Below are 25652 nucleotides of genomic sequence, written 5' to 3'. Positions count from 1 at the left end.
ATCCTCACATACTTCAGTATGCTCCGGTTGCTGTGCGCTGGCGGTAACCAAACTGGCCGCGACGATAACGCCCTTGCTCAGGACAATTTTTGACATTCTCAATGGACAGATTAGCTAACCTGCCCCGCTCATCAATCTTTAAATCACCAGCATCAGGGCCAGCACGACCACGGCACCGACACTCATCGACGCAACGTACCAGCGCAGGTACCCGTTTTCACTGACCACCAGACCTTTATTGGCGATACGTGAGAACAGCGCGGGCAGGTTCATCAGGGCATTCAGTGGATCACGTTTCAGCAGCCACGCAATACCGAGGTAAGGTTTGACGAACACTTTGTCGTAGAGCCAGTCGAAGCCCCATGCAGCGAACCACCAGGTACCGAAGAAACGGCCCGGCGCACTGTTAGCGATCTTCGTTACCAGCTCACGTTTGCCCAGCCACAGCGCGGCAGCGATCAGAATGCCGACCACAGCGACCACGCCAGAGGTGATTTCAAGTCCCACTTTACCGGCTTCACCAAACTCATTGGCAGGCAGTACGCCAGCCAGCGGCGGCGTAATCAGCGCGCCGATGAAGGTGGAAAGCAGCAGCAGCACAATCAGTGGCAAATGATGGGTAATGCCTTTACCGGCATGCGCATGAATTTTCTCTTCACCATGGAACACGATGAAGATCATGCGGAAGGTGTAGATAGAGGTCAGGAAAGCGCCCACCAGACCGGCAACCATCAGGTTGATGTGACCGTTGGCCAGTGCGCCAAACAGGATCTCATCTTTACTGTAGAAGCCCGCGGTAATCAGCGGCAGCGCCGCCAGCGCCGCGCCGCCCACCAGGAAGCAGGTATAAACCAGCGGAATGCTCTTACGCAGGCCGCCCATCTTAAAGATGTTCTGCTCATGGTGACAGGCCAGGATCACTGAACCGGAGGAGAGGAACAGTAACGCTTTAAAGAAGGCGTGCGTCATCAGGTGGAAAATCGCCGCATCCCATGCCTGGACGCCCAGCGCCAGGAACATGTAGCCAATCTGGCTCATGGTGGAGTAAGCGAGTACGCGTTTGATATCGGTTTGCACCAGCGCGGCAAAGCCAGCCAGCACCAGGGTAATCGCCCCGATAATGCCGACCAGATGCAGCACTTCCGGCGTCAGCAGGAACAGACCATGACTACGGGCAATCAGGTAGACACCGGCGGTCACCATGGTCGCGGCGTGGATCAGTGCCGAGACCGGCGTCGGACCGGCCATCGCATCTGCCAGCCAGGTCTGCAGCGGTAACTGCGCCGATTTACCGACCGCGCCGCCCAACAGCATCAGCGTCGCCCACTGCAGCATGTGGTTGTCTGCGGCAAAGTGCGCCGGTGCCAGTTCCATCATCTCGCGGAAGTTCAGCGTGCCCAGCTCGTTGTAGAGAATGAACAGCGCGAACGCCAGAAACACGTCGCCGACACGGGTGATGATGAACGCTTTCATCGCCGCTTTGCCGTTGTCCGGATTGCTGTAGTAGAAGCCGATCAGCAGATAAGAGCAGAGCCCTACCCCTTCCCAGCCGAGATACATCAGCATCAGGTTATCGGCCAGTACCAGAACCACCATGCTGGCGATAAACAGGTTGGTGTAGGCGAAGAAGCGCGAGTAGCCCTCTTCACCGCGCATGTACCAGGAGGCGAACATGTGGATGAAGAAACCGACGCCGGTGACCACTGACAGCATGGTCAGCGACAGGCCGTCCAGCGTCAGGTTCACTTTCATATCAAAATTGCCGACATGCATCCAGGTCCAGAGCGCCTGAGTATAAGCCTGCTGGCCGTTGGCGAAGAAGTCGATGCCGACCATCACCGTGGTCAGCGCCGCCAGTCCTACCGATCCCATACCAATAGCGGCCGACAGATTTTCTGACCAGCGACCACGGGAAAACGCTAACAGCAGGAAGCCGATTAGCGGAAACAGTACTGTTAAATAGAGAAGATTCATCCGCGCATCTCGCTCACAGTGTCAATGTTCAGCGTCTGACGACGACGATAGAGCTGGAGCAGCAGCGCCAGGCCAATACTCGCTTCGGCGGCGGCCAGACTGATCGCCAGGATATACATCACCTGTCCATCGGCCTGCCCCCAGTAGCTCCCCGCAACCACCAGCGCTAAGGCGGCGGCGTTAATCATGATCTCCAGGCCAATCAGCATAAACAGCAGATTGCGGCGGATCACCAGCGAGGTCAGACCAAGGACAAACAGCACGGCAGCAAGTATCAATCCATGTTGTAACGGGATCATGCATTCTCCTTTTTCGCTTGCGCGGCGTCAGAAACGCGGTTGCTGAGAACTTCACCCTGACGATCTTCACGACCGACGTGGAACGCCACTACCAGACCCGCCAGCAGCAGCATTGACGCCAGTTCAACCGCCAGCACGTAAGGACCAAACAGGCTGATGCCGACCGCTTTCGCGTCGATAATGGTGCCGTCAATGCCCTGATCGTTAGCGGTCAGGATGGCGTAGACCATGACTACCAGCAGCAACAGCGAGACCAGGCCAGGCCCAATCCACAGTGACGGACTCAGCCACTCGCGCTCCTGCTTCTCAGTCTGTTTGCCCAGGTTCAGCATCATCACCACGAAGACGAACAGCACCATAATCGCACCGGCGTAAACGATGATCTCCAGCGCGCCGGCAAAATAGGCGCCCATAGAGAAGAAGACGCCGGCAATCGACAGCAGCGAAATGATTAGGTACAGCAACGCATGTACCGGATTAGTGTGGGTAATGACGCGCAACGTCGTCAGCACCGCCACCAGCCCGCAAAGATAAAACGCAAATTCCATGCCTTGCTCCTTAAGGTAATAAGCCTTTGACGTCGATAGGCTTAGCTTCATTTTCCGCTTCGCCTTTATCTTTACCGTCAATCGCCATACCCGCCATGCGGTAGAAGTTGTATTCCGGATATTTACCCGGACCCGAGATCAGCAGATCGTCCTTTTCGTACACCAGATCCTGACGCTTGAACTCACCCAGTTCGAAATCAGGCGTCAGCTGAATCGCCGTGGTCGGACAGGCTTCCTCACACATGCCGCAGAAGATGCAGCGTGAGAAGTTGATGCGGAAGAACTCCGGGTACCAGCGACCATCTTTGGTTTCCGCTTTCTGCAGCGAAATACAGCCGACCGGACAGGCAACGGCGCACAGGTTACAGGCTACGCAACGCTCTTCGCCATCCGGATCGCGGGTTAACACGATGCGGCCGCGATAGCGTGGTGGCAGATAAACCGGCTCTTCCGGGTACATCTGCGTTTCACGTTTGGCGAAGGCGTGCAGGCCAATCAGCCAGATACTGCGGACTGTCGTGCCGAAGCCAACGACAATATCTTTTAAAGTCATTTGTTAACCCCTTACTGCGCTGTGTAGAGAATCACTGCGGCGGTCGCCAGCAGGTTCAACAGCGTCAACGGCAGACACACTTTCCAGCCGAACGACAGCACCTGGTCATAGCGTGGACGCGGAAGCGCAGCACGAATCAGGATGAACATCATCATAAAGAACGCCGTTTTCAGGGCGAACCAGATGAACGGCGGCAGGAATGGGCCATGCCAGCCACCAAAGAACAGCGTGACGATCAGCGCCGACACGGTGGTAATCGCCACATATTCGCCGACAAAGAACAGGCCAAACTTCATACCGGCATATTCAATGTGGTAACCATCGGCCAGTTCCTGCTCGGCTTCCGGCTGGTCAAATGGATGACGGTGACACACCGCAACGCCAGCAATACAGAAGGTTACGAAGCCGAAGAACTGCGGAATGATGTTCCACAGGTGCGTCTGGCTGTTGACGATATCGTTCATGTTGAACGAGCCCGCCTGCGCCACCACACCCATCAGCGACAGCCCGAGAAACACTTCGTAGCTCAGCGTCTGCGCCGAAGCACGCATCGCACCCAGCAGCGAGTATTTGTTGTTACTCGACCAGCCAGCGAACAGCACGGCGTAGACCGCCAGGCCCGCCATCATCAGGAAGAACAGCAGACCGATATTCAGGTCCGTCACCATCCAGGTCGGCGAAACCGGCACAATCGCAAACGCCAGCAGCAGCGACACGAAAGCGATAACCGGTGCCAGGGTGAAAATGAAGCGGTCGGTAAACGGCGGGACCCAGTCCTCTTTAAAGAACATTTTGATCATATCCGCCACCAGCTGCAGCGATCCGCCCCAGCCTACCCGGTTCGGTCCGTAACGGTTCTGGAACAGGCCGAGCAGACGACGCTCGGCAAAGCTCATGAACGCGCCACAGGCCACCACCACCAGCAGAATGACGATGGCTTTACCGATGGCCAGCAGAATGTCGATAACATCCGGTGTTAACCAGCTCATTGCGCCGTCTCCTGCAGTTTGTCGATTTTTCCGTTCGCCAGGAACGGCGGTACACCCGGCATGCCCAGCGGCAGGCCAATCTGTCCCGCCTGCAGTGACGCTGAGAAACGGACCGGCAGACGTACGGTTTCACCGGCACAGGTAAACTCAACGGCTGCGCCGTTGTTAACACCCAGTTTCGCCGCATCATCCGGGTTAATCACCAGCATCGGCTGCGCCATGCGCTGCTGGAATACCGGCGAACGCTGTGACATCTCTTCACTGCCAAACAGCTGATAGTAAGGTGCCACGCGCCACTGCGTTTCGCTGACAAACGCCGCAGGGACGTTGCTGAACCACGGCAGCTGGGCGGCGCTGGCTTCAAACAGGCGTACGCCCGGATCGCCATTACGCAGTTTACCGCCCACTTCAACCTGGAATTTGTTCCACGCCTGCGGTGAGTTCCAGCCCGGTGCCCAGGCAAACGGAATCTGCGAACGTGGCGCGCCTGGCTGGTTGTTGCCTTCCATTGAGAAGGCGAACATGGTGTCCTGATCCTGCGGCTGACGCGGTTCGTGCACGCTGATGTTGGCGCGCGCGGCGGTACGGCCACTGGAACGGTGCGGTGAACGCGACAGTTTCTGCCCGCGAATACGGAAGCTGGCATCCGGTGCCGCATCCTTGATGCCGGCCAGCTGTGGCAGATGACTCACCACCGCATCGATCACGTGGTCCAGCTGCGTCCAGTCGACGTGACGACTTTCCAGCGTGCTGTGCAGCGAATGCAGCCAGCGCCAGCTTTCAAGCATCACAATGCTGTTGTCGTAATAGGAAGGATCGTAAACCTGGAAGAAACGCTGTGCGCGGCCTTCATGGTTAATCGAGGTTCCGTCACTTTCGGCGAAGCTGGCGGTCGATAACACCAGCCCGGCTTTCTCCAGCGTGGCGGTACGCTGATGATCCACCACAATCACGTTGGTGGTCTGTGCCAGTGCCGCATCAACCAGCGCTTTCGGTGCATGACGATAGAGATCGTTTTCCAGCACCACCAGCGCATCGGCTTCACCGTTGCTCAGTTGCTCCAGCGCGCTTTCCAGCGTATTGCCGCCCATCAGGCCAAGACCCACACTGTTGGCATGTCCCGCCAGCAGCGTAATCCCGACATCGGCACCGCGCGCTTTCAGCGCTTTGGCCACGTTGGCAGCCGCTTCGATCATCGCGCTGCTGCCGGAATGGGTACCGGAAATGATTAACGGTTTTTTCGCGCCGGCCAGCGCCTGCACGATAACATCCATCTTGCCGTTCAGTTTGCTGTCGAAATCGGTCACCGCCGGAGCAGTTTCATCCAGCGCGTTGGCGATGGCGAAACCCAGGCGCGCCTGATCTTCAACCGGTGCACGGTAGCTCCAGGCAGCGATATCATCCAGACGGGTTTCATCGACGTTAGTGATAAACAGCGGATGTTTGGCGTTCTGACCGATGTTGAGAATCGCTGCAATCTGCCAGTCTGCCACTTTCTGGGCGGCAGCCATGTCGCGCGCTTTGCCTTTAACGGCCTGACGCACTGACAGCGCCACGCGTGCGCCAACCTGGGTCAGATCTTCACCCAGCACCAGCACCGCATCGTAGCTTTCAATTTCGCGCAGCGATGGCGTGTAGATCCCGCCTTCACGCAGTACTTTGAGCATCAGTTCCAGCCGGGCCTGTTCGCCAGCCGGCATCCCGGTGGAGAAGTTTTCGGCGCCAACCAGCTCACGCAGCGCAAAGTTGCTTTCAACACTGGCGCGCGGCGAACCGATACCAATCACTTTTTTCGCCTGACGCAGCAGATCTGCGCCGGCATTAACTGCCTGTTCTGCGTTCAGCGTCACCCAGTCGTTGCCGCGCAGCAGCATCGGCTGGCGGGGACGATCTTTGCGGTTAACGTAGCCGTAACCAAAACGGCCACGGTCACACAGGAAGTAGTGGTTTACCGTGCCGTTGTAGCGGTTCTCAATGCGGCGCAGCTCCCCGTAACGCTCACCCGGACTGGTGTTACAGCCAACGCTGCACTGCTGGCAGATGCTCGGAGCAAACTGCATATCCCATTTACGGTTATAGCGTTCAGAGTGGGTTTTATCGGTGAACACGCCGGTCGGGCAGATCTCAACCAGGTTACCGGAGAATTCGCTCTCCAGCGTGCCATCTTCCGGGCGACCGAAATAGACGTTGTCGTGCGCGCCATAGACCCCGAGATCTTTGCCGTCGGCATAATCTTTGTAGTAACGCACACAGCGATAGCAGGCGATACAGCGGTTCATCTCGTGAGAAATGAACGGGCCAAGATCCTGATTGCGGTGGGTACGTTTGGTGAAGCGATAACGGCGGAAGCTGTGGCCGGTCATCACTGTCATATCCTGCAGGTGACAGTTACCCCCTTCTTCACAGACCGGGCAGTCGTGCGGGTGGTTGGTCATCAGCCACTCCACCACGCTTTCGCGGAACTCTTTCGCTTCGCCATCGTCGATGGAGATAAATGTGCCGTCAGAAGCCGGCGTCATGCAGGACATGACAAGACGGCCGCGGGTATCTTCGGCATTCTGGAATTGCTTTACCGCGCACTGGCGGCAGGCCCCAACGCTTCCCAGCGCCGGATGCCAGCAAAAATAAGGAATATCAAGGCCCAGAGAGAGACACGCCTGTAGCAGGTTGTCCGCTCCGTTCACATCATACTCTTTACCGTCTACATGGATTGTAGCCATAGTGACATGCTTCCGTAAGGCTCGTCAGAAACGAGCGTTAATCAAATTCTTGCCCCGACACACTGCGATTATCGGGGCGGCGGCACCAGGCCTGATTCCGTGTGCTGCGGCGAATTACCAGCGCGCTTTCAGCAGGTTTGGCTGAATCCCGCCAATCGCGCGGGTATTACCGAACACCTGCGGCGCAATGCCGGCTTCAAACTCTTCACGGAAATATTTAATCGCACTCTGCAGCGGCTCAACCGCACCCGGCGCGTGTGCGCAGAAGGTTTTACCCGGGCCGAGCTGACGGCAGAGTTGCTGTAAGGTTTCGATGTCGCCTGGCTGACCCTGCTTCTGCTCCAGCGCGCGCAGAATTTTTACGCTCCACGGCAGACCGTCACGGCATGGCGTACACCAGCCGCACGATTCACGGGCGAAGAACTCTTCAAGATTACGCACCAGCGAAACCATGTTGATTTCGTGATCGACTGCCATCGCCAGCGCGGTTCCCAGACGGCTGCCGGCTTTACCAATGCTGGCAAACTCCATCGGCAGATCCAGGTGCTCATCCGTCAGGAAGTCGGTCCCTGCCCCGCCTGGCTGCCAGGCTTTGAAGCGCAGTCCGTCACGCATCCCGCCGGCGTAATCTTCCAGAATTTCACGTGCAGTAATGCCGAACGGCAGTTCCCAGACGCCAGGATTTTTCACCCGACCGGAAAAGCCCATCATCTTGGTGCCGGCGTCGTCACTTTTCGAGATTCCTTTGTACCAGTCGACGCCGTTTGCCAGGATGGCCGGCACGTTTGACAACGTTTCCACATTGTTAACGCAGGTCGGTTTACCCCATGCGCCCGCACTCGCCGGGAACGGCGGTTTGGAACGCGGGTTAGCACGACGGCCTTCCAGCGAGTTAATCAGTGCTGTCTCTTCGCCGCAGATATAACGACCCGCGCCGGTGTGCACAATCAGTTCGAAGTCAAAACCGGTGCCAAGAATGTTTTTACCGAGATAGCCCGCTTCGGTGGCTTCAGCAATCGCCCGGCGCAGATGCACCGCAGCTTCAATGTATTCGCCACGCAGGAAGATGTAGCCACGGTAAGCCTTCAGCGCAAAGGCACTGATCAGCATCCCTTCCACCAGCTGGTGAGGCATCTGCTCCATCAGCAGGCGGTCTTTATAGGTGCCCGGCTCCATTTCATCGGCGTTACACAGCAGGTAACGGATGTTCATCGACTCATCTTTCGGCATCAGGCTCCACTTCAGGCCGGTGGAGAAGCCCGCACCGCCGCGCCCTTTCAGGCCAGAGTCTTTTACTGCCGCCACGATTTCGTCAGGTGACATGCTGTTTAACGCTTTTTCAGCGCCGGCATAACCGTTTTTACTGCGGTATTCATCAATCCACACCGGCTGCTTGTCGTCGCGCATCCGCCAGGTAAGAGGATGGGTTTCAGCAGTACGAATGATAGTTTTCAATGTCATTGATACTGCTCCAGCAAAGTGGCGATGCCTTCAGGCGTCAGATGCACGTGGGTGTCTTCATCCACCATCATCGTTGGCCCTTTATCGCAGTTGCCCAGACAGCAGGTCGGCAGCAGGGTAAAGCGTCCGTCCGCCGTGGTCTGGCCCGGTTTGATATTCAGATTCTGTTCCAGCGCAGCCTGAATGCCCTGATAGCCGGTGATGTGACACACCACGCTGTCGCAGTAACGGATCACATGGCGGCCAACCGGCTGACGGAAGATCTGGCTATAGAATGTCGCCACACCTTCCACATCACTGGCCGGAATGCCCAGCACCTCAGCGATAGCGTGAATCGCGCCATCCGGCACCCAGCCGCGCGCTTTCTGCACGATCTTCAGCGCTTCGATTGAGGCTGCACGCGCATCTTCATAGTGGTGTTTTTCGTGCTCAATGGCGTGATGTTCTTCCGCGCTCAGCACGAAGACCTCGTTGGGGTCGATCGTTTTAATGGCAATGTGTTGATCGTGCATAATTAGCGGTCCACGTCTGACATAACAAAATCGATACTACCGAGGTATACGATCAGGTCGGATACCAGGCTGCCGCGGATGACTGAAGGAATCTGCTGCAGATGCGGGAAGCTGGGCGTACGCACGCGGGTGCGGTAGCTCATGGTGCTGCCGTCGCTGGTCAGGTAGTAACTGTTGATCCCTTTGGTCGCTTCAATCATCTGGAAGGATTCGTTGGCCGGCATTACCGGGCCCCACGAGACCTGCAGGAAGTGGGTGATCAGCGTTTCAATATGCTGCAACGTCCGCTCTTTTGGCGGCGGTGTGGTCAGCGGGTGATCGGCTTTGAACGGCCCTTCCGGCATGTTGTTCAGGCACTGCTCAAGAATACGCAGCGACTGCCACATCTCTTCCATCTTCAGCTGGACGCGGCTGTAAGCATCACTGATGCCGGAACCGATTGGGATTTCGAAATCGAAGTTTTCGTAGCCGGAGTACGGACGCCATTTACGCACGTCAAAGTCGAGACCGGTGGCGCGCAGACCAGCACCGGTGGTGCCCCACGCCAGCGCTTCTTCCATGTTGTACGCGGCAACGCCTTTGGAACGACCTACCAGCACGCTGTTACGCAGGGCGGCTTTGTCATATTCCTTCAGGCGCTTCGGCATCCAGTCAAGGAAGTCACGCAGCAGACGTTCCCAGCCTTTCGGCAGGTCGTGCGCCACGCCGCCAATGCGGAACCACGCCGGGTGCATACGGAAGCCGGTAATGGCTTCAACCACGTCATAAATTTTCTGGCGATCGGTAAAGGCAAAGAACACCGGCGTCATGGCGCCAACGTCCTGAATAAAGGTCGAAATGTAGAGCAGATGGCTATTGATACGGAACAGTTCTGACAGCATCACGCGGATCACGTTAACGCGATCCGGTACCACGATACCGGCCAGTTTCTCTACTGCAAGCACATAAGGCATCTCATTGACGCAACCGCCAAGATATTCGACGCGGTCGGTGTAAGGAATGTAGCTGTGCCACGACTGACGCTCACCCATCTTTTCGGCACCGCGATGGTGATAACCGATGTCAGGTACGCAGTCGACGATCTCTTCGCCATCCAGTTGCAGAATGATACGGAAGGCCCCGTGCGCCGACGGGTGGTTAGGACCAAGGTTGAGGAACATGAAGTCCTCATTGGCGGTGCTGCGCTTCATGCCCCAGTCTTCAGGCTTGAAAGTCAGCGCCTCCATCTCCAGATCTTCTTTCTGTTTGGTCAGCGTAAACGGATCGAATTCGGTGGCGCGCGCCGGGTAGTCCTTGCGCAGCGGGTGACCTTCCCAGGTCGGCGGCATCATAATGCGGGTCAGGTGCGGGTGACCATCAAAGGTCACGCCAAACATCTCCCAGGTCTCACGCTCATACCAGTTGGCATTCGGGAAAAGGCGGGTGAGGGTCGGCAGGTGCATATCATTTTCAGATAACGCTACCTTGAGCATGATGTCGCGATTACGTTCAATCGACAGCAGATGATAGAAAACGGAAAAATCCGCAGCAGGTAAGCCTGCGCGGTGGGTACGTAAACGCTCATCCATGCCATGCAGGTCATACAGCATGACGTAAGGCTTGGGTAATTTACGCAGGAACTCGGTGATTTCCAGTAGCTGTTCACGCTTCACCCAGACTACCGGAATACCGGTGCGGGTCGCCTGAACGGTAAAGGCATCCGGCCCAAAACGGTTACGCAACTCGCCGATCACCGGGTCATCCAGGTGATCACGGGTTTGCCATGAAGGCTGAGCGAGATCTTGCGTGGTCAAATCTGTCATACGTTACTCACCATTCCGGCCTGATCTCAGGCACTCAAATGAAGGCGTCAGGATGGGGCCATGCATTAAATTGTGATGTTCTGCTGCAGGCGCGTTTTGCCATCCATACGGTTAACTTACACTTCGTCCGGGCTACGCAGGTTAGTGACCGCAATGCGCTCACCGCGTTTTCTCTCACGCTCGGATTGCATGTTGGCGCGGTAAACCCCCTGATCGCCGACCACCCAGGAGAGCGGACGGCGCTCTTTGCCGATCGACTCCTGCAACAGCAGCAGCGCCTGCATATAGGCTTCCGGACGCGGCGGGCAGCCAGGAATGTACACATCAACCGGCAGGAATTTATCCACGCCCTGCACCACGGAATAGATGTCATACATGCCGCCGGAGTTAGCGCAGGCACCCATTGAGATCACCCATTTCGGCTCCAGCATCTGGTCATACAGACGCTGAATCACCGGGGCCATTTTGGTAAACGGCGTACCGGCGATCACCATAAAGTCGGCCTGACGAGGCGAGGCACGCATAACTTCGGCACCGAAACGTGCCACGTCATGCACTGCGGTAAACGAGGTCGTCATCTCTACATAACAACAGGAGAGGCCGAAGTTGTATGGCCACAGGGAGTTTTTACGTCCCCAGTTCACCATGTCGTGCAGGGCATTTTCGAGTTTGCCCATGTAAACGCTGCGATGAACGTGCTGCTCCAGCGGATCGCTGACGATTTCCTGCTTTTGCAGAGGATAACGGTCGTTCTCACCACCGTTCGGGTCTATGCGGGTGAGCGTATAGTCCATCTTATTGCCTCTCTTTTACTGCTTGTGAGGATTGGTGTGACTGATCGTGGTGGTTTTAACCACGACGCGACGACGTGCAGGAGCCCAATCGAGTGCGCCGATGCGTACCAGATAGACTAAGCCCGCCAGGAGCACCAAAATGAAAATTGCGGCTTCCACAAAGCCGACCCAGCCGCTTTCGCGGATTGAGGTCGCCCATGCGTATAAAAAGAGGGCTTCGACGTCGAAGATGACGAAAAACATCGCAACCAGATAAAATTTTGCCGACAGGCGGATGTGGGTATCGCCCACTGACTCGATGCCCGATTCGAACGGCGTGTCTTTATGACGCGCGCGTGCTCTGCCGCCAAGCAGCCATCCTCCGGTCAACATGAAAGCACACAGGCCAAATGCGATGACGATAAAGACGATAAACGCCCAATGCTGAGCGATGATTTCGGTGGTAGTTGACATACTCATTGCTTACTCATCAAAAGTGGCGCTGGCATCCTGCACGCGTTTCCCGCAGCAAACTGACCACATCGATTCAAGGGAAGGATAAAAACCTTTTAAACGTCGCTGTTATTCTTAAATAAACAGCAATTTTATGGGGTTTTTTACTCCTTTCTATAACCTTTTGTCAACTTTGACAAAAGTACCCAAACATTATTTCACACCTGCATCATATTATTAACAAATGATGCCCCGCTTTCCAGCTAAATCGCTTCAGTCTGTGGGGTTAATTTTAGTGTAGCGGGTATTTACATGCATGGATCGTGCATTTAACAAACATATTTTGACAGGTATCACTGTGTTTTCCTTCCCCTTAGCAGGGGTATTTTCTTGATCCAGAACACACTTCTGCCCTTTTTGCGTTAAATTTCTCCGTTTTTTAGCACTAGCCGAAACATAACGTCCGTTTTTTTGGTGGGTAAATTTCAGATAGCGCAAAGATGAAATTAATTGCAACCGGTGACTATTGAAAAAGACGATCCAGGGGGAAATTCAGAGGGTCAGGAAGGTAGCGGCAGGCAAAAAAAAGCCTCTCGCTCTGCTTACAGAATGAAAGGCTTTTTTATCGGGGTTTTGATGCGCGCATTCTGCGCATTATTTGCGCAGCATGGAGGCAGCAAAATTATTCTTCGTCATCCAGTAACAGAGTACCGTCAGGATTAGCGCTCAGGTTGTACGGATCGTTGGTGGACTGCATGGCATTAAAGATCGCCAGCGCCAGTTCATTATCGCTGTCAGGATTACGACACAGCAGATACTGCGTATCCGGCAGAACCGGCAGCCCTTCCGCTGCGCCCATCACCCGCAGTTCCGGACTCATCATCTCTACCGGGCGTGCCGTCACACCCAATCCTGCTTTAACCGCAGCACGTACCGCAGCCAGCGTCGACGCGACATACGAAATACGCCATGGGATGCCCGCTTCGTTGAGGTGATCGATCGCCATATCGCGATAAGGGCTTGGCTCATCCAGCAATACCAATGGAATGGCTTCACCACGCTGGAAGATGTAATCCGCCGCGCAATACCACAAGGTTGGCGAGGTGCGCAGCACCTGATAGGTGAAATTGCCCGGGCTGGAGGTGGTGACCACAAGGTCCACTTCGCCCTGATTGAGCATTTCCATCATGAAAGGGTTACGTTTTACCCGTACATCAATCGCCAGTTTCGGATAAACCGAGGTTACGCGGTTTAGCAGGAACGGCAGAATGGTGTCAGAGGTGTCATCGGAAGCGCCAATAGTCAGCACACCCTGAATATTGCTGTACATCAGAGAGGTGCAGGCTTCGTCGTTAAAACGAAGGATTTTTCTGGCGTAACCTAACAGCTGGATCCCGTGCTCTGTTAACAGCTTATTACGTCCATGTCTGGCAAACAGCTCTTTACCTACCAATTGCTCCAGACGTTGCATCTGCTGGCTGACTGCTGACTGGGTTCTGCAGACCGCTGCAGCCGCCGCAGCAAAAGTATTCAGGTCAGCAACGGCAACGAAGGTTCTCAGCAGATCGAGGTCGAGATTCAGTATCGGACGATTTGCATTAGTCATGTTTTTTCTTCACTTATTAGATTTTTACGAACTACTACCCTGGTGTTATTACTAAGCTTATCAAAGTGATAAGCAGTAATGGTGCTCAATGACAGTCCTGTGTTGAGACTGACACAAAAAATTTCACGAACGTTTACAGACCGCTGATGACCCCTATAAAGCTAAAGATCCACAGGGTCGGAAGACAGATACAACTTCTGAACCGAAGGCGCGGGGTGCGCGTATGCAGGAAGCTGCGTAGTTGTCTTATTCCCACCCAAAAAGGCCAGGCGGGACAGAATGCGTGATGGGGCGACGCATTAAGCGGAGCGGCCATACACACTAAATAATAAATTATACTTAATCATTTTTGACTTCAAAATGGAAATGATTTTGTGAAAACCGCCGTAAATTTTGTGCTAAAGGCATTTCCAGCACATCCTGGCAGCGTATCGCTTTCTTTTCATCCCGCCGGTGAAAAAAATTTCAGCAGAGAAGCAACAGACGATACGTTGAATTGCGCTTATCTGCTGCCATCCGGCCCTGATCATGTGGCACTTCTCCGGGAATCACAGGGTGATAGCCGCACCAATCTTTAACAGTCTTAAGCCGTAAGTGAAATCGCCCTGCCCCGAACGGTTATTATTTAACCATCAATAAAATATCGTTTAACTATTTCACACAGTGTGTATTTCAAAAGCGAGGAAAGGTTCCGCCGCCATAAGTTCCAAAAATGTTTCATAATGTGCGAAAGGACAGCGGATTCCGTCTCCCATTATTAGCTCAAAATATCGTTTAATCATTCTAATGTGGATAGTTTAACTAATTATTACGTTAACAAATATCTTTTGCACTACACGCGACCGGAAAAGTTGCTGAACGCGCCAAAACCGAGCGGCACCCTTCTTTTGTGTCCGTGAGGAGAGTACATTGTGCTGGTTTGATTTCTGCGGCAGCCAAAAGGATTCTGCCCATTAAGGCGGTAACAATGACTTTTCAGATTGATAAATCCGGTAAGCTGGATAACGTTTGCTACGACATCCGTGGCCCGGTATTGAAAGAGGCTAAACGCCTCGAAGAAGAAGGCAACAAGGTTCTTAAACTGAACATCGGCAATCCAGCGCCGTTTGGCTTCGAAGCCCCTGATGAAATTCTGGTGGATGTGATCCGTAACCTGCCGAGCGCGCAGGGTTATTGCGACTCCAAAGGACTCTATTCCGCCCGCAAAGCGATCATGCAGCATTACCAGGCGCGTGACATGCGCGATGTCACCGTAGAAGATATCTATATTGGTAATGGCGTCTCTGAGTTAATCGTGCAGGCGATGCAGGCCCTGCTGAACAGTGGCGATGAAATGCTGGTGCCGGCACCCGACTATCCGTTATGGACCGCGGCCGTGTCGCTGTCGAGCGGTAAAGCAGTGCACTATCTGTGTGACGAATCGGCTGACTGGTTTCCCGACCTGGACGATATCCGCAGTAAGATCACCCCGCGCACTCGCGGCATCGTCATCATCAACCCGAATAACCCCACCGGTGCGGTTTACAGCAAAGAGCTGCTGTTAGAGATTGTCGACATTGCCCGTCAGCATAACCTGATCATTTTCGCCGATGAGATCTACGACAAAATTCTTTACGACGAAGCCCAGCATCACTGTATCGCCGCTCTGGCACCCGATCTGCTGACCGTCACCTTCAACGGCCTGTCGAAAACCTATCGCGTTGCGGGCTTCCGTCAGGGCTGGATGGTGCTGAACGGCCCGAAAAAACATGCTAAAGGCTACATTGAGGGGCTGGAGATGCTCGCCTCAATGCGTCTGTGCGCCAACGTACCGGCTCAGCATGCGATTCAGACTGCGCTGGGGGGTTACCAGAGTATCAGTGAATTTATCGTGCCTGGTGGTCGTCTGTATGAGCAGCGCCAGCGCGCATGGGAACTGATTAACGATATTCCCGGCGTCAGCTGCGTCAAACCCCAGGGTGCGCTGTATATGTTCCCGCGCATCGATGCGAAAAAATTCAACATCTTTGACGATCAGAAGATGGTGCTGGATTTCCTGCTGCAGGAAAAAGTTCTGCTGGTGCAGGGCAGCGCCTTTAACTGGCCGTGGCCGGATCACCTGCGCATCGTTACCCTGCCGCGCGTCGATGACCTGGAGATGGCGATCAATAAATTTGGCCGTTTCCTGCAAGGCTACCGTCAATAATCTCAGCCGCGTATACTGACGCTATTTGGGGAGAGCCGGTCTCTCCCCTGTCGGCTCACAGGAACGCTCATGACTCAAAGCCACTTTTTTGCCCACCTCTCCCGCCTTAAGCTGATCAATCGCTGGCCGCTGATGCGCAATGTGCGTACCGAAAACGTCTCTGAGCACAGTCTGCAGGTGGCGATGGTGGCGCACGCCCTGGCGGTGATTAAAAATCTAAAATTCAACGGTACGCTTAACGCCGATCGCATCGCTATGCTGGCGCTCTATCATGATGCCAGCGAAGTGCTGACCGGCGATCTGCCGACGCCGGTGAAGTATTACAATGCGCAGATTGCCCATGAATATAAAAAGATTGAAAAAATTGCCCAGCAGAAGCTGATCGAGATGCTGCCTGAGGAGTTTCAGGCGATCTATCGCCCGTTGATTGATGAGCATCTGCACAGTGAAGAAGAACAGGCGGTAGTGAAGCAGGCCGATGCGCTCTGTGCTTATGTGAAGTGTCTGGAAGAGCTCTCCGCCGGCAATAATGAATTTTTGCTGGCGAAGGCGCGGCTGGAAACGACGCTGGCGCAACGTCGCTCACCGGAAATGGATTACTTCGTTGAGGTATTCATTCCCAGCTTCAGCCTGTCACTGGATGAGATTTCACAGGATACGCCGCTCTGAATCTGGCGGCGCAGTGAGGCTATTACGCCTTGCGCCCAATGCTGAACTGGCCGCTGCTCTGTCGGTTGACGATTAACGACTCAAGCGACGACAACTGCAGCGTGACGTCATTCAGTCGCGGCGTTTCAGCCGGTGCATTGACTGCAATCACCGCACAGCCGGCATTCAGACCGGATAAAATCCCGGCGGGCGCATCCTCAACCACAACGCATGACGTTGCCGCTAAGCCAAGCTTTTCAGCGCCCAGCAGATAAGGGTCCGGTTCCGGTTTGCCCTTTGCCACCTGCTCCGCGGTGATAAACACCGCCGGCTGCGGTAAGCCAGCGGCTTTATGCCGCGCATGCGCCACCGGTACCGAACCTGAAGTGACAATCGCCCACGGGATCTGCAGTTCGTTCAGCGTGTTCAGCAACGCGTGGGCGCCAGGCAGGGCCTGAACGCCATCCGTATCGGCTGCCTCTGCTTGTTCCAGCGCAATAAACTCTGCCTGAATAGCCGCTTCCGGCTGACCAGCCATAAAGTGACGCAGTGAGGTGATCGCCTGTTTGCCATGAATAAACGCCAGGATCTCTTCCGCTGCAATGCCGTGGCGGGCGCCCCACTGGCTCCAGGCACGTTCAACTGCAGGCAATGAATCCACTAAGGTGCCGTCTAAATCAAATAGAAAACCACTGTAGGTCACGCGTCACTCCTCATCAGGCATTAATCACTTGCGCAATTTCATTGGCGCTTAAATGGTACTGTCGCGGACAAGTCTGCCATAAAGCCAGCATGCGTTGATACTTTTCCCACATCGGCGTCTGGGCATTAAAGCCGTGCGTGCCGGAATCAAAATGGGTATAGCGCCCTTCGCTGTTCACCATAAAGCGCACGTAGCCCAGATAGCGCGCTTCGGTTGCGGCATCAAAACCGAGGAACGCCAGACGCCGCTCCTCGAGCGTGCCGCTATCTTTGAGGTTCGACCAGGAGACGTGCAGCGCATGGTGCATCTCCATAATGTCGATGATGGTCCGGCAGGTCTCTTCGCTGAGTTCGCCGAACTCTTTGTCCAGCTCGCGCATCTGCAGCGCGTAGCCGCGTTCGATAATGGTTTGATAGCGGCGGAAGCGCTCGGCATTTTCTGGCTCAAGCATCGCCATGATTTTGTACTGGTTGGTAAGGATCAAACGCTGTGCATGGGTCATTTCCATCATTCACTCCCGGCCAGAGCCGCTCAGGTAACAGACAATGCGGAAATGATCACACAGCGTTAGCGATACGGAAATCTCCGTATCGCCTTTCTTTGATCTGGCTGCAGGTTAACCGGTATTTTAGTCAAAAACCCGGTATAACTCAGAGGTCGTCGAGGAAGGTGCGGTCCAGCTGTTTGAAGGCGCGTTTCAGCACGTCAGCCAGCGCCTGATAGGTTGGTTTGCCCTCAACCGGGGCGATCGCCTGACCCGCTTCTTCCAGCTTTGCGCGGACTTCGTGGAACCAGTTAAGCAAGGTGGGCGGAAGCGGCGTAATAGAACGTTTTCCCAGCCACCACAAGCCCTGCATCGGCAAGCTGCAGGCAAACAGCGCAGTCGCAACTGCCGGGCCAAGCTGACCGCCCATGGCAATCTGCCAGGTTAGCGTGAAAATCGCTAAAGGTGGCATAAAGCGAATGGCAAAGCGCGTCGCTGATGAGACACGGTTTTCAGGGAACACCGGTGCCAGGCGCTTGTCAGCCGGCCAGGTCTTCATGTAGTGCTGTCCGCGCTGAAACATCCGGAACCAACTGGTACTGCCCGATTCATTCGCCATGGCTCACCTCAACTAATACTGCAAAGATTAAAAAATAGTTATAACTACACAACTTTACGTGACATCCTTCAATTTTTTTTGTCTTTAAAGGTGACTCCAGCTATTCTGACGCCGTTTCGACACCTTTCTGGCAGCGACCAGCGCCTTTGGGAAGAGGAGAGGTCAGGTTTCGACAAATAAATTTCAAATTTTTGCGTAAAATTACCAAAATTTTTTGCGGAAAAGCAGAATTCTGACTACCGCATGATGTTTATCATTAATCTACCAGCTTTCATGGGCTACGCTGATAGTCTGATTGCGTTTTTTTTAGCCACTCTCTAAAAATAGGTACTTCCATGTCGAGTAAGTTAGTTCTGGTCCTGAACTGTGGCAGCTCTTCCCTTAAGTTTGCCATCCTCAATCCTGCCAGCGGTGACGAATTTTTGTCTGGCCTGGCGGAATGCTTTCATCTTCCTGAAGCGCGTATCAAATGGAAGCTGGACGGTCAAAAACAGGAAGCCCCTCTCGGTGCCGGCGCAGCGCATAGCGAAGCACTGAATTTCATTGTTAAAACCATTCTGGCACAAAAACCAGCGCTTTCGGCACAAATTGCTGCAATCGGCCATCGCATCGTTCACGGCGGCGAGAAACTGACCCAATCAGTGGTGATTACTGAAGAAGTGATCCAGGGCATTAAAGACGCCTCTTCCTTTGCCCCGCTGCATAATCCAGCGCACCTGATCGGTATCGATGAGGCGATGAAAAACTTCCCGCATCTGTCAGATAAGAATGTCGCGGTATTTGACACCGCTTTCCATCAGACAATGCCGGAAGAGTCCTACCTTTATGCGCTGCCGTACAAATTGTATAAAGAGCACGGCGTTCGTCGCTATGGCGCGCACGGCACCAGTCACTATTACGTGACGCATGAAGCGGCCAAAATGCTCAACAAGCCGCTGGCATCGCTCAACATCATTACCTGTCACCTCGGCAACGGCGGTTCGGTTTCCGCGATCCGCAACGGCGAATGCGTTGATACCTCAATGGGCCTGACGCCGCTGGAAGGCCTGGTGATGGGCACCCGCAGTGGTGATATCGATCCGGCGATCATCTTCTTCCTGCACGACACCCTCGGCATGAGCGTTGATGCAATCAACAAGTTGCTGACCAAAGAGTCTGGACTGTTAGGGCTGACTGAAGTGACCAGCGACTGCCGTTATGTTGAAGAAAACTACACCACTAAAGAAGATGCGAAGCGCGCGATGAATGTGTTCTGCCATCGCCTGGCCAAATACATCGGCAGCTACACCGCGCTGATGGAAGGTCGCCTTGACGCCGTTATCTTCACCGGCGGTATCGGTGAAAACGCCGCGATGGTGCGCGAACTGACGCTGAAAAAACTGGCGCTGCTCGGATTCGATGTGGATCACGATCGTAACCTGGCAGCCCGCTTCGGTCAGTCCGGCTACATCAATAAAGAGGGCACCCGCCCGGCGCTGGTTATCCCAACCAACGAAGAGTTGGTCATCGCCCAGGACGCCGCGAGTCTGACCGCGTAATCGCTTCTCTCCGTCAGCTCAGGCTGACGGAGTTGTTTTTGACACCCTGCAATTCCTGAGAGGTTCAATCGTGTCACGTACAATTATGCTCATTCCGACCGGCACCAGCGTCGGCCTGACCAGCGTCAGCCTCGGCGTTATTCGCGCCATGGAACGTAAAGGCGTGCGGCTTAGCGTCTTCAAGCCGATTGCTCAGCCGCGCTCTGGCGGTGATACACCGGATCAGACCACCACCATTATCCGTAAAAACTCGTCGATTCCTGCTGCTGAACCGCTGCAGATGGCACGCGTTGAATCTCTGCTGGGCTCTAACCAGCAGGACGTGCTGATGGAAGAGATCATCTCCCGTTATCATGCCAACACCCAGGATGCCGAAGTGGTGCTGGTTGAAGGTCTGGTGCCGACCCGTAAGCATCAGTTCGCCAACGCGCTGAACTACGAAATCGCCAAAACGCTGAACGCGGAAATCGTCTTCGTAATGGCGCTGGGTAATGACTCTCCGGCACAGCTGAAAGAACGCATTGAGCTGACGCAAAGCAGCTTCGGCGGACAGAAAAATAAAAACATCACTGGCGTGATCATCAACAAACTTAACGCGCCGGTGGATGAACAGGGGCGTACCCGCCCTGACCTGTCAGAAATTTTTGATGACTCGTCAAAAGCCAGCATCGCGAACATCGATCCGAAACAGCTGTTCTCCGATAGCCCGCTGCCGGTATTGGGCTGCGTGCCGTGGAGCTTTGATCTGATCGCTACCCGCGCCATCGATATGTGCCGTCACCTTAATGCACGCATCATCAACGAAGGTGAGATTCAGACCCGCCGGGTGAAATCTGTCACCTTCTGCGCCCGTAGCATTCCGCATATGCTGGAGCATTTCCGTCCAGGATCGCTGCTGGTGACTTCGGCTGACCGTCCGGATGTGCTGGTTGCCGCCTGTCTGGCCGCCATGAACGGCATTGAGATTGGTGCCATCCTGCTGACCGGTAACTATGAGATTGACGAGCGTATTGCCAGACTGTGTGAGCGTGCGTTCCAGACCGGCCTGCCGGTGTTTATGGTGAAAACCAATACCTGGCAGACCTCGCTCAGCCTGCAGAGCTTTAACCTTGAAGTTCCGGCTGATGACACCCAGCGCATCGAAAAAGTGCAGGAGTACGTCGCCAGCTACATCAACGCTGACTGGATTGAGTCACTGACCGCCACCTCTGAACGCAGTCGTCGCCTCTCTCCACCGGCCTTCCGTTATCAGCTGACCGAGCTGGCGCGCAAAGCCGGCAAACGTGTGGTGCTGCCAGAGGGTGATGAGCCGCGTACTGTGAAAGCCGCGGCCATCTGTGCCGAACGCGGCATCGCGACCTGCGTGCTGTTAGGTAACCCGGATGAAATTCAGCGCGTCGCCGCCGCTCAGGGCGTCGAACTGGGCAAAGGCGTCGAGATTGTCGATCCGGCTCAGGTGCGTGAAAACTACGTGCCGCGTCTGGTTGAGCTGCGTAAGAGCAAGGGCATGACCGAAGTGGTGGCGCAGGAGCAACTGGAAGACAACGTGGTGCTGGGCACCATGATGCTGGAGCGTGGCGAAGTCGACGGTCTGGTATCGGGTGCCGTACACACCACCGCTAACACCATTCGTCCACCGTTGCAGCTGATCAAAACCGCACCGAACAGTTCGCTGGTGTCGTCAGTGTTCTTTATGCTGCTGCCTGAGCAGGTGCTGGTTTACGGTGACTGTGCGATTAACCCGGACCCGAGCGCCGAGCAGCTGGCCGAAATCGCCATTCAGTCTGCCGATTCGGCTAAGGCCTTTGGTATCGACCCTCGCGTGGCGATGATCTCCTACTCCACCGGCACCTCAGGTGCTGGCAGCGACGTCGAAAAAGTCCGTGAAGCGACCCGTATTGCGCAGGAGAAACGTCCGGATCTGGTGATTGATGGTCCGCTGCAGTATGACGCAGCGATCATGGAAGACGTGGCGAAATCCAAAGCACCAAACTCACAGGTGGCCGGTCGCGCCACGGTGTTTATCTTCCCGGATCTCAACACCGGTAACACCACTTATAAAGCGGTACAACGTTCTGCCGACCTGATCTCAATTGGTCCGATGCTGCAGGGCATGCGTAAACCGGTCAACGACCTGTCTCGCGGCGCACTGGTGGATGACATTGTCTACACCATCGCCTTAACCGCCATTCAGTCACAGCAGGCTGAAGGCTAAGCCTCACTGTGTCATACCGGGCATGCCACTGCGCATGCCCTTTTTTTGTCTGCGATACGCCACCGTCGCCGGTTGATATCAGGCCCGGTTCTCGCCGTTACGGCTCATCCACAGCGACAATGCCTTAAGCGAATCGTCGGTAAATTCGTCGCAACGCGCGGTGATTTCATCAGGCGTCATCCAGATAATCTCATCCACTTCCGTTTCCTGCATTGCGAAAGGACCGTGCGATACGCAGCTGAACAGTCCACCCCAGACGCGGCAATGCTCATCTTCGAAGTAGAATTTACCGTGTTCGGCAAACGGAACGTCGGCAATCCCCAGTTCCTCTTCCGCTTCACGTCGTGCCGATTCCAGCATATCTTCGCCGCTCTGCACCACGCCGCCTGCCGTTGCGTCCAGCTTGCCCGGCATAAAATCTTTGGTCTCGGTGCGACGCTGTACCAGAATTTTCCCCATACCGTCATGAACCACGATATAGGTGGCACGGTGACGCAGACATTCAGCACGCATCTGTGCACGTGTCGCCTGAGCAACCACTTCGTTCTCTTCGTTGACGATGTCGACCCACTCGACACCCTCACCCGCAATGTGATCCACCATCCGTAACCCTTTCCTGTTTGGCGTGCCCGGATGCACGCGCTGTTTACCACGTTATTATCATAGTGTGGCGTAAGGTAATCACTTCCGTTAGCTTGAGCAAGCCTCGAAAGTTATCGATTTTTGCCGCTTTCAGCTAACCACAGTTGTACTGAGGCACGCTGCCACTGAAACTCAGCATAGTGTTGTAAGCGCGCGGGTAACGGATCGCCGTGCAGTACCAGCCGGTTAAGCATCACCGCCAGATCGGTATCGGCGATTGACCATTCACCAAACAGATTCTGCTGCCCATCGGGTAACAGCCGCTCAACCGCCGTAACCAGCTTATCCACTGCCTGCTGCGCCGAGGCGGTCAGCGGTGAAAATCGCTCGCCGGCGAACAGCACTTCCGTCGGCCGTTCCTGACGGATCCACATAAAGTCGCTGCGCAGCCAGGCCTGAATCTCTCTTGCCCTGGCGCGCTTCTCACGGTCGCGGGGATAGAGGCGCTCAAACTCGGGTGCCGGAAACCGCTCTTCCAGATATTCGCTGATGGCCGAAGACTCGCTCAGCAGAAAATCATCGATTTGCAGCGTAGGCACCCGGCAGGTTAACGACAGCTCACGATAGGCCGCAGCGAACTGCTGGTTTTGCGACAAATCGACACGTTTCAGGGTAAAAGGGATGCCTTTTTCGGTGAGAGCAACATAAGCCGACATGGCGTAAGGACTGAAAAATGATGAATCTGACCACAGGGTGATGGACGGATAATTCATCGGTTACCTCAATTGGCTGTCAGGATTGCATCATGTTTACCGATTTTTATTTCTGAAGGCAACGCTGAGCTGGTCCGATGTTTCGACCGATTGCAAGAAAGCGCGACGCGACTCACCTCACACTGGCCTCACTCTTCTATGCTGAAGAGAACAAATAACAAAAACGTCAAGGGAGCCGCAACATGCACATTCTTATTACCGGCGGAACAGGATTAATTGGTCGCCATCTGATTCCGCGCCTGCAGCAACTCGGACACCAGATTAGCGTGGTGACGCGTGATGTGGTCAGCGCGCGTGAAAAGCTGGGCGACGCCGTGGCGCTCTGGTCAGGTCTGGCGCAACAGCACGATCTCAATAATGTTGATGCGGTAATCAACCTGGCGGGTGAACCGATTGCCGACAAACGCTGGACCGAACCGCATAAACAGCAGTTGTGTGAAAGCCGCTGGCAGATCACTGAACAGATCGCCTCACTGATTAATGCCAGCACCACTCCACCCTCAGTGCTGATTTCCGGCTCCGCGACCGGGTTTTATGGCGATACCGGCGATCTGGTGCTGACCGAAGAGGATTCCGGCCACGACGAATTCACTCACCAGCTGTGCGCCCGCTGGGAGCAACTGGCGCTCAGTGCCGAAAGCGATCGTACCCGCGTCTGTCTGTTACGTACCGGCGTGGTGCTGGCAGCAGAAGGCGGCGCGCTCAGCAAAATGAAGCTGCCATTCAAACTGGGTATTGGCGGCCCGATCGGCAGCGGTAAGCAATATATGCCGTGGATCCATCTCGACGATATGCTCAACGCCATACTCTGGCTGCTGGATCATGACGATCTGCGCGGTCCGTTCAACATGGTTGCTCCTTATGCGGTACGCAATGAGCAGTTTGCCGCGACCCTGGGCCGGGTAATGCACCGTCCGGCCTTTATGCGCACCCCCGCCAGCGCGATTAAGCTGATGATGGGTGAATCAGCGGTGCTGGTGCTGGGTGGGCAGCATGTGTTGCCTAAACGGCTGGAAGCCTCAGGATTTACCTTCCGCTGGTATGATCTGCAGCAAGCATTACAGGATGTGGTTAAGCATTAACGCGGGCGGCGGAATGGGTCGGGCGGATAATCGGGCTTCGCTGGGGCCGATTACTCTGCTGCAATCGCAGCGTTGGCCAGTGAGAGCGCCGATTGCCGTTACCGGTCGGAGATTAAGGCCGAAACCGCCACGAACGCGACGATAAGCCACCGTTACCACCCGCGAAATCCGTACCAGTCATAAGTAGTGTCTGGTACCGTCCGGCCGGCAATAAAAGTTCAGCGAGAGTGCGATTTTCAGACTGAGCCGGCGCACCCTATCGTGATGCGCCGGCTGGCGGGACAGATGATCGACCGCGGCTGCGGCATCCGCATTGCGGCAGCCCGCGCCAGCACGACGCGGACGCGGACGCGAACTTACTTCAGCGAGCCTTTCAGGAACTGCTGCAGGCGGGTACTCTTCGGGCTGCCGAACAGTTCCACCGGCGATCCCTGCTCTTCAATTTTGCCCTGATGCAGGAAAATGACATGACTGGAGACGTGACGGGCAAATTCCATCTCGTGCGTCACCACCACCATGGTTTTCCCCTCTTCCGCCAGTTTCTGCATAATGCGCAGTACTTCACCGACCAGCTCCGGATCGAGCGCCGAGGTGGGTTCATCAAACAGCAACACTTCCGGCTCCATCGCCAGCGCGCGCGCAATCGACACGCGCTGCTGCTGACCACCGGAAAGATGAACCGGGTATTTCGCCTGTGCCCGTGCATCAATCCCGACCTTATCGAGGTATTTGATTGCCCGTTCACGCGCTTCCGCTTTGCTCAGTCCCAGCACCTGAATCGGCGCTTCCATCACGTTTTCCAGCACCGTCATATGGCTCCACAGATTGAAGTGCTGGAATACCATGGTCAGGCTGGTACGCAGGGCGCGCAGTTGCTCTTTGTTTGCCACTTTCAGCTGACCATCTTTGTCGCGGACTAAGTTGATCTGCTGATTATTAACCACAATCGTGCCTTCGCTCGGTTTTTCGAGGAAGTTGATGCAGCGTAAAAAGGTACTTTTTCCCGAACCGGACGATCCGATAATGGTGATCACATCGCCCGCGTTAGCGGTTAACGAGACCCCTTTCAGCACTTCGTGTTCACCGTAACGTTTATGTAATTCGGTGACGCTTAATTTATTGTCAGCCATAGT

24 protein-coding genes are annotated in these 25652 nt (G+C 55.0%); 6 read left to right on the top strand and 18 right to left on the bottom strand.

Going from position 1 to position 25652, the window contains the following annotated elements; all coding sequences use genetic code 11:
* Nucleotides 1-138: 138 nt before the first annotated feature.
* The 12 genes from nuoL to lrhA form a co-directional block, all read right to left on the bottom strand.
* Nucleotides 139-1974 carry an NADH-quinone oxidoreductase subunit L gene (gene nuoL, locus ACLIBF_RS06795; protein WP_031376230.1) on the bottom strand — a complete coding sequence of 612 codons (1836 nt, stop codon included), beginning with the start codon at nucleotides 1972-1974 and terminating at the stop codon, nucleotides 139-141.
* Complete coding sequence (gene nuoK / locus ACLIBF_RS06790) at nucleotides 1971-2273, bottom strand: NADH-quinone oxidoreductase subunit NuoK (protein WP_003854236.1); 303 nt, start codon at nucleotides 2271-2273, stop codon at nucleotides 1971-1973. The genes nuoL and nuoK overlap by 4 nt, the downstream gene beginning before the upstream one ends.
* Nucleotides 2270-2821, bottom strand: a complete 552-nt coding sequence (gene nuoJ, locus ACLIBF_RS06785) for an NADH-quinone oxidoreductase subunit J (protein ID WP_031376231.1) — start codon at nucleotides 2819-2821, stop codon at nucleotides 2270-2272. Before nuoJ ends, nuoK begins: the two co-directional genes overlap by 4 nt.
* Nucleotides 2822-2831: 10 nt before the next feature.
* Entirely contained in the window at nucleotides 2832-3374 is a 543-nt protein-coding gene (gene nuoI, locus ACLIBF_RS06780; RefSeq protein ID WP_031376232.1) for an NADH-quinone oxidoreductase subunit NuoI, read from the bottom strand.
* Nucleotides 3375-3385: 11 nt separating this feature from the next.
* The gene (gene nuoH, locus ACLIBF_RS06775) at nucleotides 3386-4363 is read right to left on the bottom strand and encodes an NADH-quinone oxidoreductase subunit NuoH (protein WP_046288193.1); all 978 of its coding nucleotides are present in this window, start codon (nucleotides 4361-4363) and stop codon (nucleotides 3386-3388) included.
* Nucleotides 4360-7083: an NADH-quinone oxidoreductase subunit NuoG gene (gene nuoG, locus ACLIBF_RS06770; RefSeq protein WP_031376233.1), complete on the bottom strand. Its 2724-nt coding sequence runs from the start codon at nucleotides 7081-7083 to the stop codon at nucleotides 4360-4362. The genes nuoH and nuoG overlap by 4 nt, the downstream gene beginning before the upstream one ends.
* A gap of 114 nt (nucleotides 7084-7197) precedes the next feature.
* The gene (gene nuoF / locus ACLIBF_RS06765) at nucleotides 7198-8538 is read right to left on the bottom strand and encodes an NADH-quinone oxidoreductase subunit NuoF (RefSeq protein ID WP_031376234.1); all 1341 of its coding nucleotides are present in this window, start codon (nucleotides 8536-8538) and stop codon (nucleotides 7198-7200) included.
* Nucleotides 8539-8540: 2 nt separating this feature from the next.
* On the bottom strand, nucleotides 8541-9056 hold the full coding sequence (gene nuoE, locus ACLIBF_RS06760) for an NADH-quinone oxidoreductase subunit NuoE (protein ID WP_046288191.1): 516 nt from the start codon (nucleotides 9054-9056) through the stop codon (nucleotides 8541-8543).
* Nucleotides 9057-9058: 2 nt separating this feature from the next.
* On the bottom strand, nucleotides 9059-10858 hold the full coding sequence (gene nuoC / locus ACLIBF_RS06755) for an NADH-quinone oxidoreductase subunit C/D (RefSeq protein WP_031376236.1): 1800 nt from the start codon (nucleotides 10856-10858) through the stop codon (nucleotides 9059-9061).
* Nucleotides 10859-10974: 116 nt separating this feature from the next.
* Entirely contained in the window at nucleotides 10975-11652 is a 678-nt protein-coding gene (locus ACLIBF_RS06750; RefSeq protein WP_009089012.1) for a NuoB/complex I 20 kDa subunit family protein, read from the bottom strand.
* 15 nt (nucleotides 11653-11667) lie between these two features.
* Nucleotides 11668-12111, bottom strand: coding sequence for an NADH-quinone oxidoreductase subunit A (locus tag ACLIBF_RS06745; RefSeq protein WP_031376237.1), 444 nt, complete (start codon nucleotides 12109-12111; stop codon nucleotides 11668-11670).
* Between the two features lie 655 nt (nucleotides 12112-12766).
* Entirely contained in the window at nucleotides 12767-13690 is a 924-nt protein-coding gene (gene lrhA / locus ACLIBF_RS06740; protein WP_021509211.1) for a transcriptional regulator LrhA, read from the bottom strand.
* A gap of 374 nt (nucleotides 13691-14064) precedes the next feature.
* Between lrhA and ACLIBF_RS06735 the strand changes: the two genes are divergently transcribed.
* From ACLIBF_RS06735 to yfbR, 3 genes are all read left to right on the top strand, one after another.
* On the top strand, nucleotides 14065-14268 hold the full coding sequence (locus tag ACLIBF_RS06735; protein WP_152659076.1) for a hypothetical protein: 204 nt from the start codon (nucleotides 14065-14067) through the stop codon (nucleotides 14266-14268).
* Nucleotides 14269-14657: 389 nt separating this feature from the next.
* Entirely contained in the window at nucleotides 14658-15875 is a 1218-nt protein-coding gene (locus ACLIBF_RS06730; RefSeq protein WP_046288189.1) for a pyridoxal phosphate-dependent aminotransferase, read from the top strand.
* A gap of 69 nt (nucleotides 15876-15944) precedes the next feature.
* Nucleotides 15945-16544 (top strand): 5'-deoxynucleotidase, encoded by a 600-nt coding sequence (yfbR, locus tag ACLIBF_RS06725; RefSeq protein WP_031376238.1) that lies wholly within the window; start codon nucleotides 15945-15947, stop codon nucleotides 16542-16544.
* A 22-nt stretch (nucleotides 16545-16566) separates the two neighbouring features.
* Here the strand turns inward: yfbR and ACLIBF_RS06720 are convergent, their stop codons facing one another.
* From ACLIBF_RS06720 to yfbV, 3 genes are all read right to left on the bottom strand, one after another.
* Nucleotides 16567-17226 carry a sugar phosphatase gene (locus ACLIBF_RS06720; RefSeq protein ID WP_031376239.1) on the bottom strand — a complete coding sequence of 220 codons (660 nt, stop codon included), beginning with the start codon at nucleotides 17224-17226 and terminating at the stop codon, nucleotides 16567-16569.
* 13 nt (nucleotides 17227-17239) lie between these two features.
* Nucleotides 17240-17734: a YfbU family protein gene (locus ACLIBF_RS06715; RefSeq protein ID WP_031376240.1), complete on the bottom strand. Its 495-nt coding sequence runs from the start codon at nucleotides 17732-17734 to the stop codon at nucleotides 17240-17242.
* 142 nt (nucleotides 17735-17876) lie between these two features.
* A complete protein-coding gene (gene yfbV / locus ACLIBF_RS06710; protein WP_031376241.1) occupies nucleotides 17877-18329 on the bottom strand; it encodes a terminus macrodomain insulation protein YfbV in 453 nt (150 codons plus the stop codon).
* Nucleotides 18330-18664: 335 nt separating this feature from the next.
* Between yfbV and ackA the strand changes: the two genes are divergently transcribed.
* On the top strand, nucleotides 18665-19867 hold the full coding sequence (ackA, locus tag ACLIBF_RS06705) for an acetate kinase (protein WP_448309489.1): 1203 nt from the start codon (nucleotides 18665-18667) through the stop codon (nucleotides 19865-19867).
* A 70-nt stretch (nucleotides 19868-19937) separates the two neighbouring features.
* Nucleotides 19938-22082, top strand: a complete 2145-nt coding sequence (pta, locus tag ACLIBF_RS06700) for a phosphate acetyltransferase (RefSeq protein ID WP_072050970.1) — start codon at nucleotides 19938-19940, stop codon at nucleotides 22080-22082.
* Between the two features lie 78 nt (nucleotides 22083-22160).
* Here pta and yfcD read toward each other — a convergent pair whose 3' ends face one another.
* Both yfcD and yfcF read right to left on the bottom strand, forming a co-directional pair.
* On the bottom strand, nucleotides 22161-22685 hold the full coding sequence (yfcD, locus tag ACLIBF_RS06695; RefSeq protein ID WP_031376244.1) for an NUDIX hydrolase YfcD: 525 nt from the start codon (nucleotides 22683-22685) through the stop codon (nucleotides 22161-22163).
* A gap of 110 nt (nucleotides 22686-22795) precedes the next feature.
* A complete protein-coding gene (yfcF, locus tag ACLIBF_RS06690; RefSeq protein WP_031376245.1) occupies nucleotides 22796-23437 on the bottom strand; it encodes a glutathione transferase in 642 nt (213 codons plus the stop codon).
* 182 nt (nucleotides 23438-23619) lie between these two features.
* Between yfcF and ACLIBF_RS06685 the strand changes: the two genes are divergently transcribed.
* Nucleotides 23620-24519 (top strand): TIGR01777 family oxidoreductase, encoded by a 900-nt coding sequence (locus ACLIBF_RS06685; RefSeq protein ID WP_279810008.1) that lies wholly within the window; start codon nucleotides 23620-23622, stop codon nucleotides 24517-24519.
* Nucleotides 24520-24875: 356 nt separating this feature from the next.
* On the opposite strand, the gene hisP is transcribed toward ACLIBF_RS06685, so the two are convergent.
* The gene (gene hisP, locus ACLIBF_RS06680) at nucleotides 24876-25649 is read right to left on the bottom strand and encodes a histidine ABC transporter ATP-binding protein HisP (protein ID WP_031376246.1); all 774 of its coding nucleotides are present in this window, start codon (nucleotides 25647-25649) and stop codon (nucleotides 24876-24878) included.
* Nucleotides 25650-25652: the final 3 nt, after the last annotated feature.

It is taken from the genome of Pantoea sp. PGP6 (genome assembly GCF_053474785.1).
The sequence above is the reverse complement of the archived record's forward strand: the minus strand, read 5'-3'. Positions and strand labels throughout refer to the sequence as shown.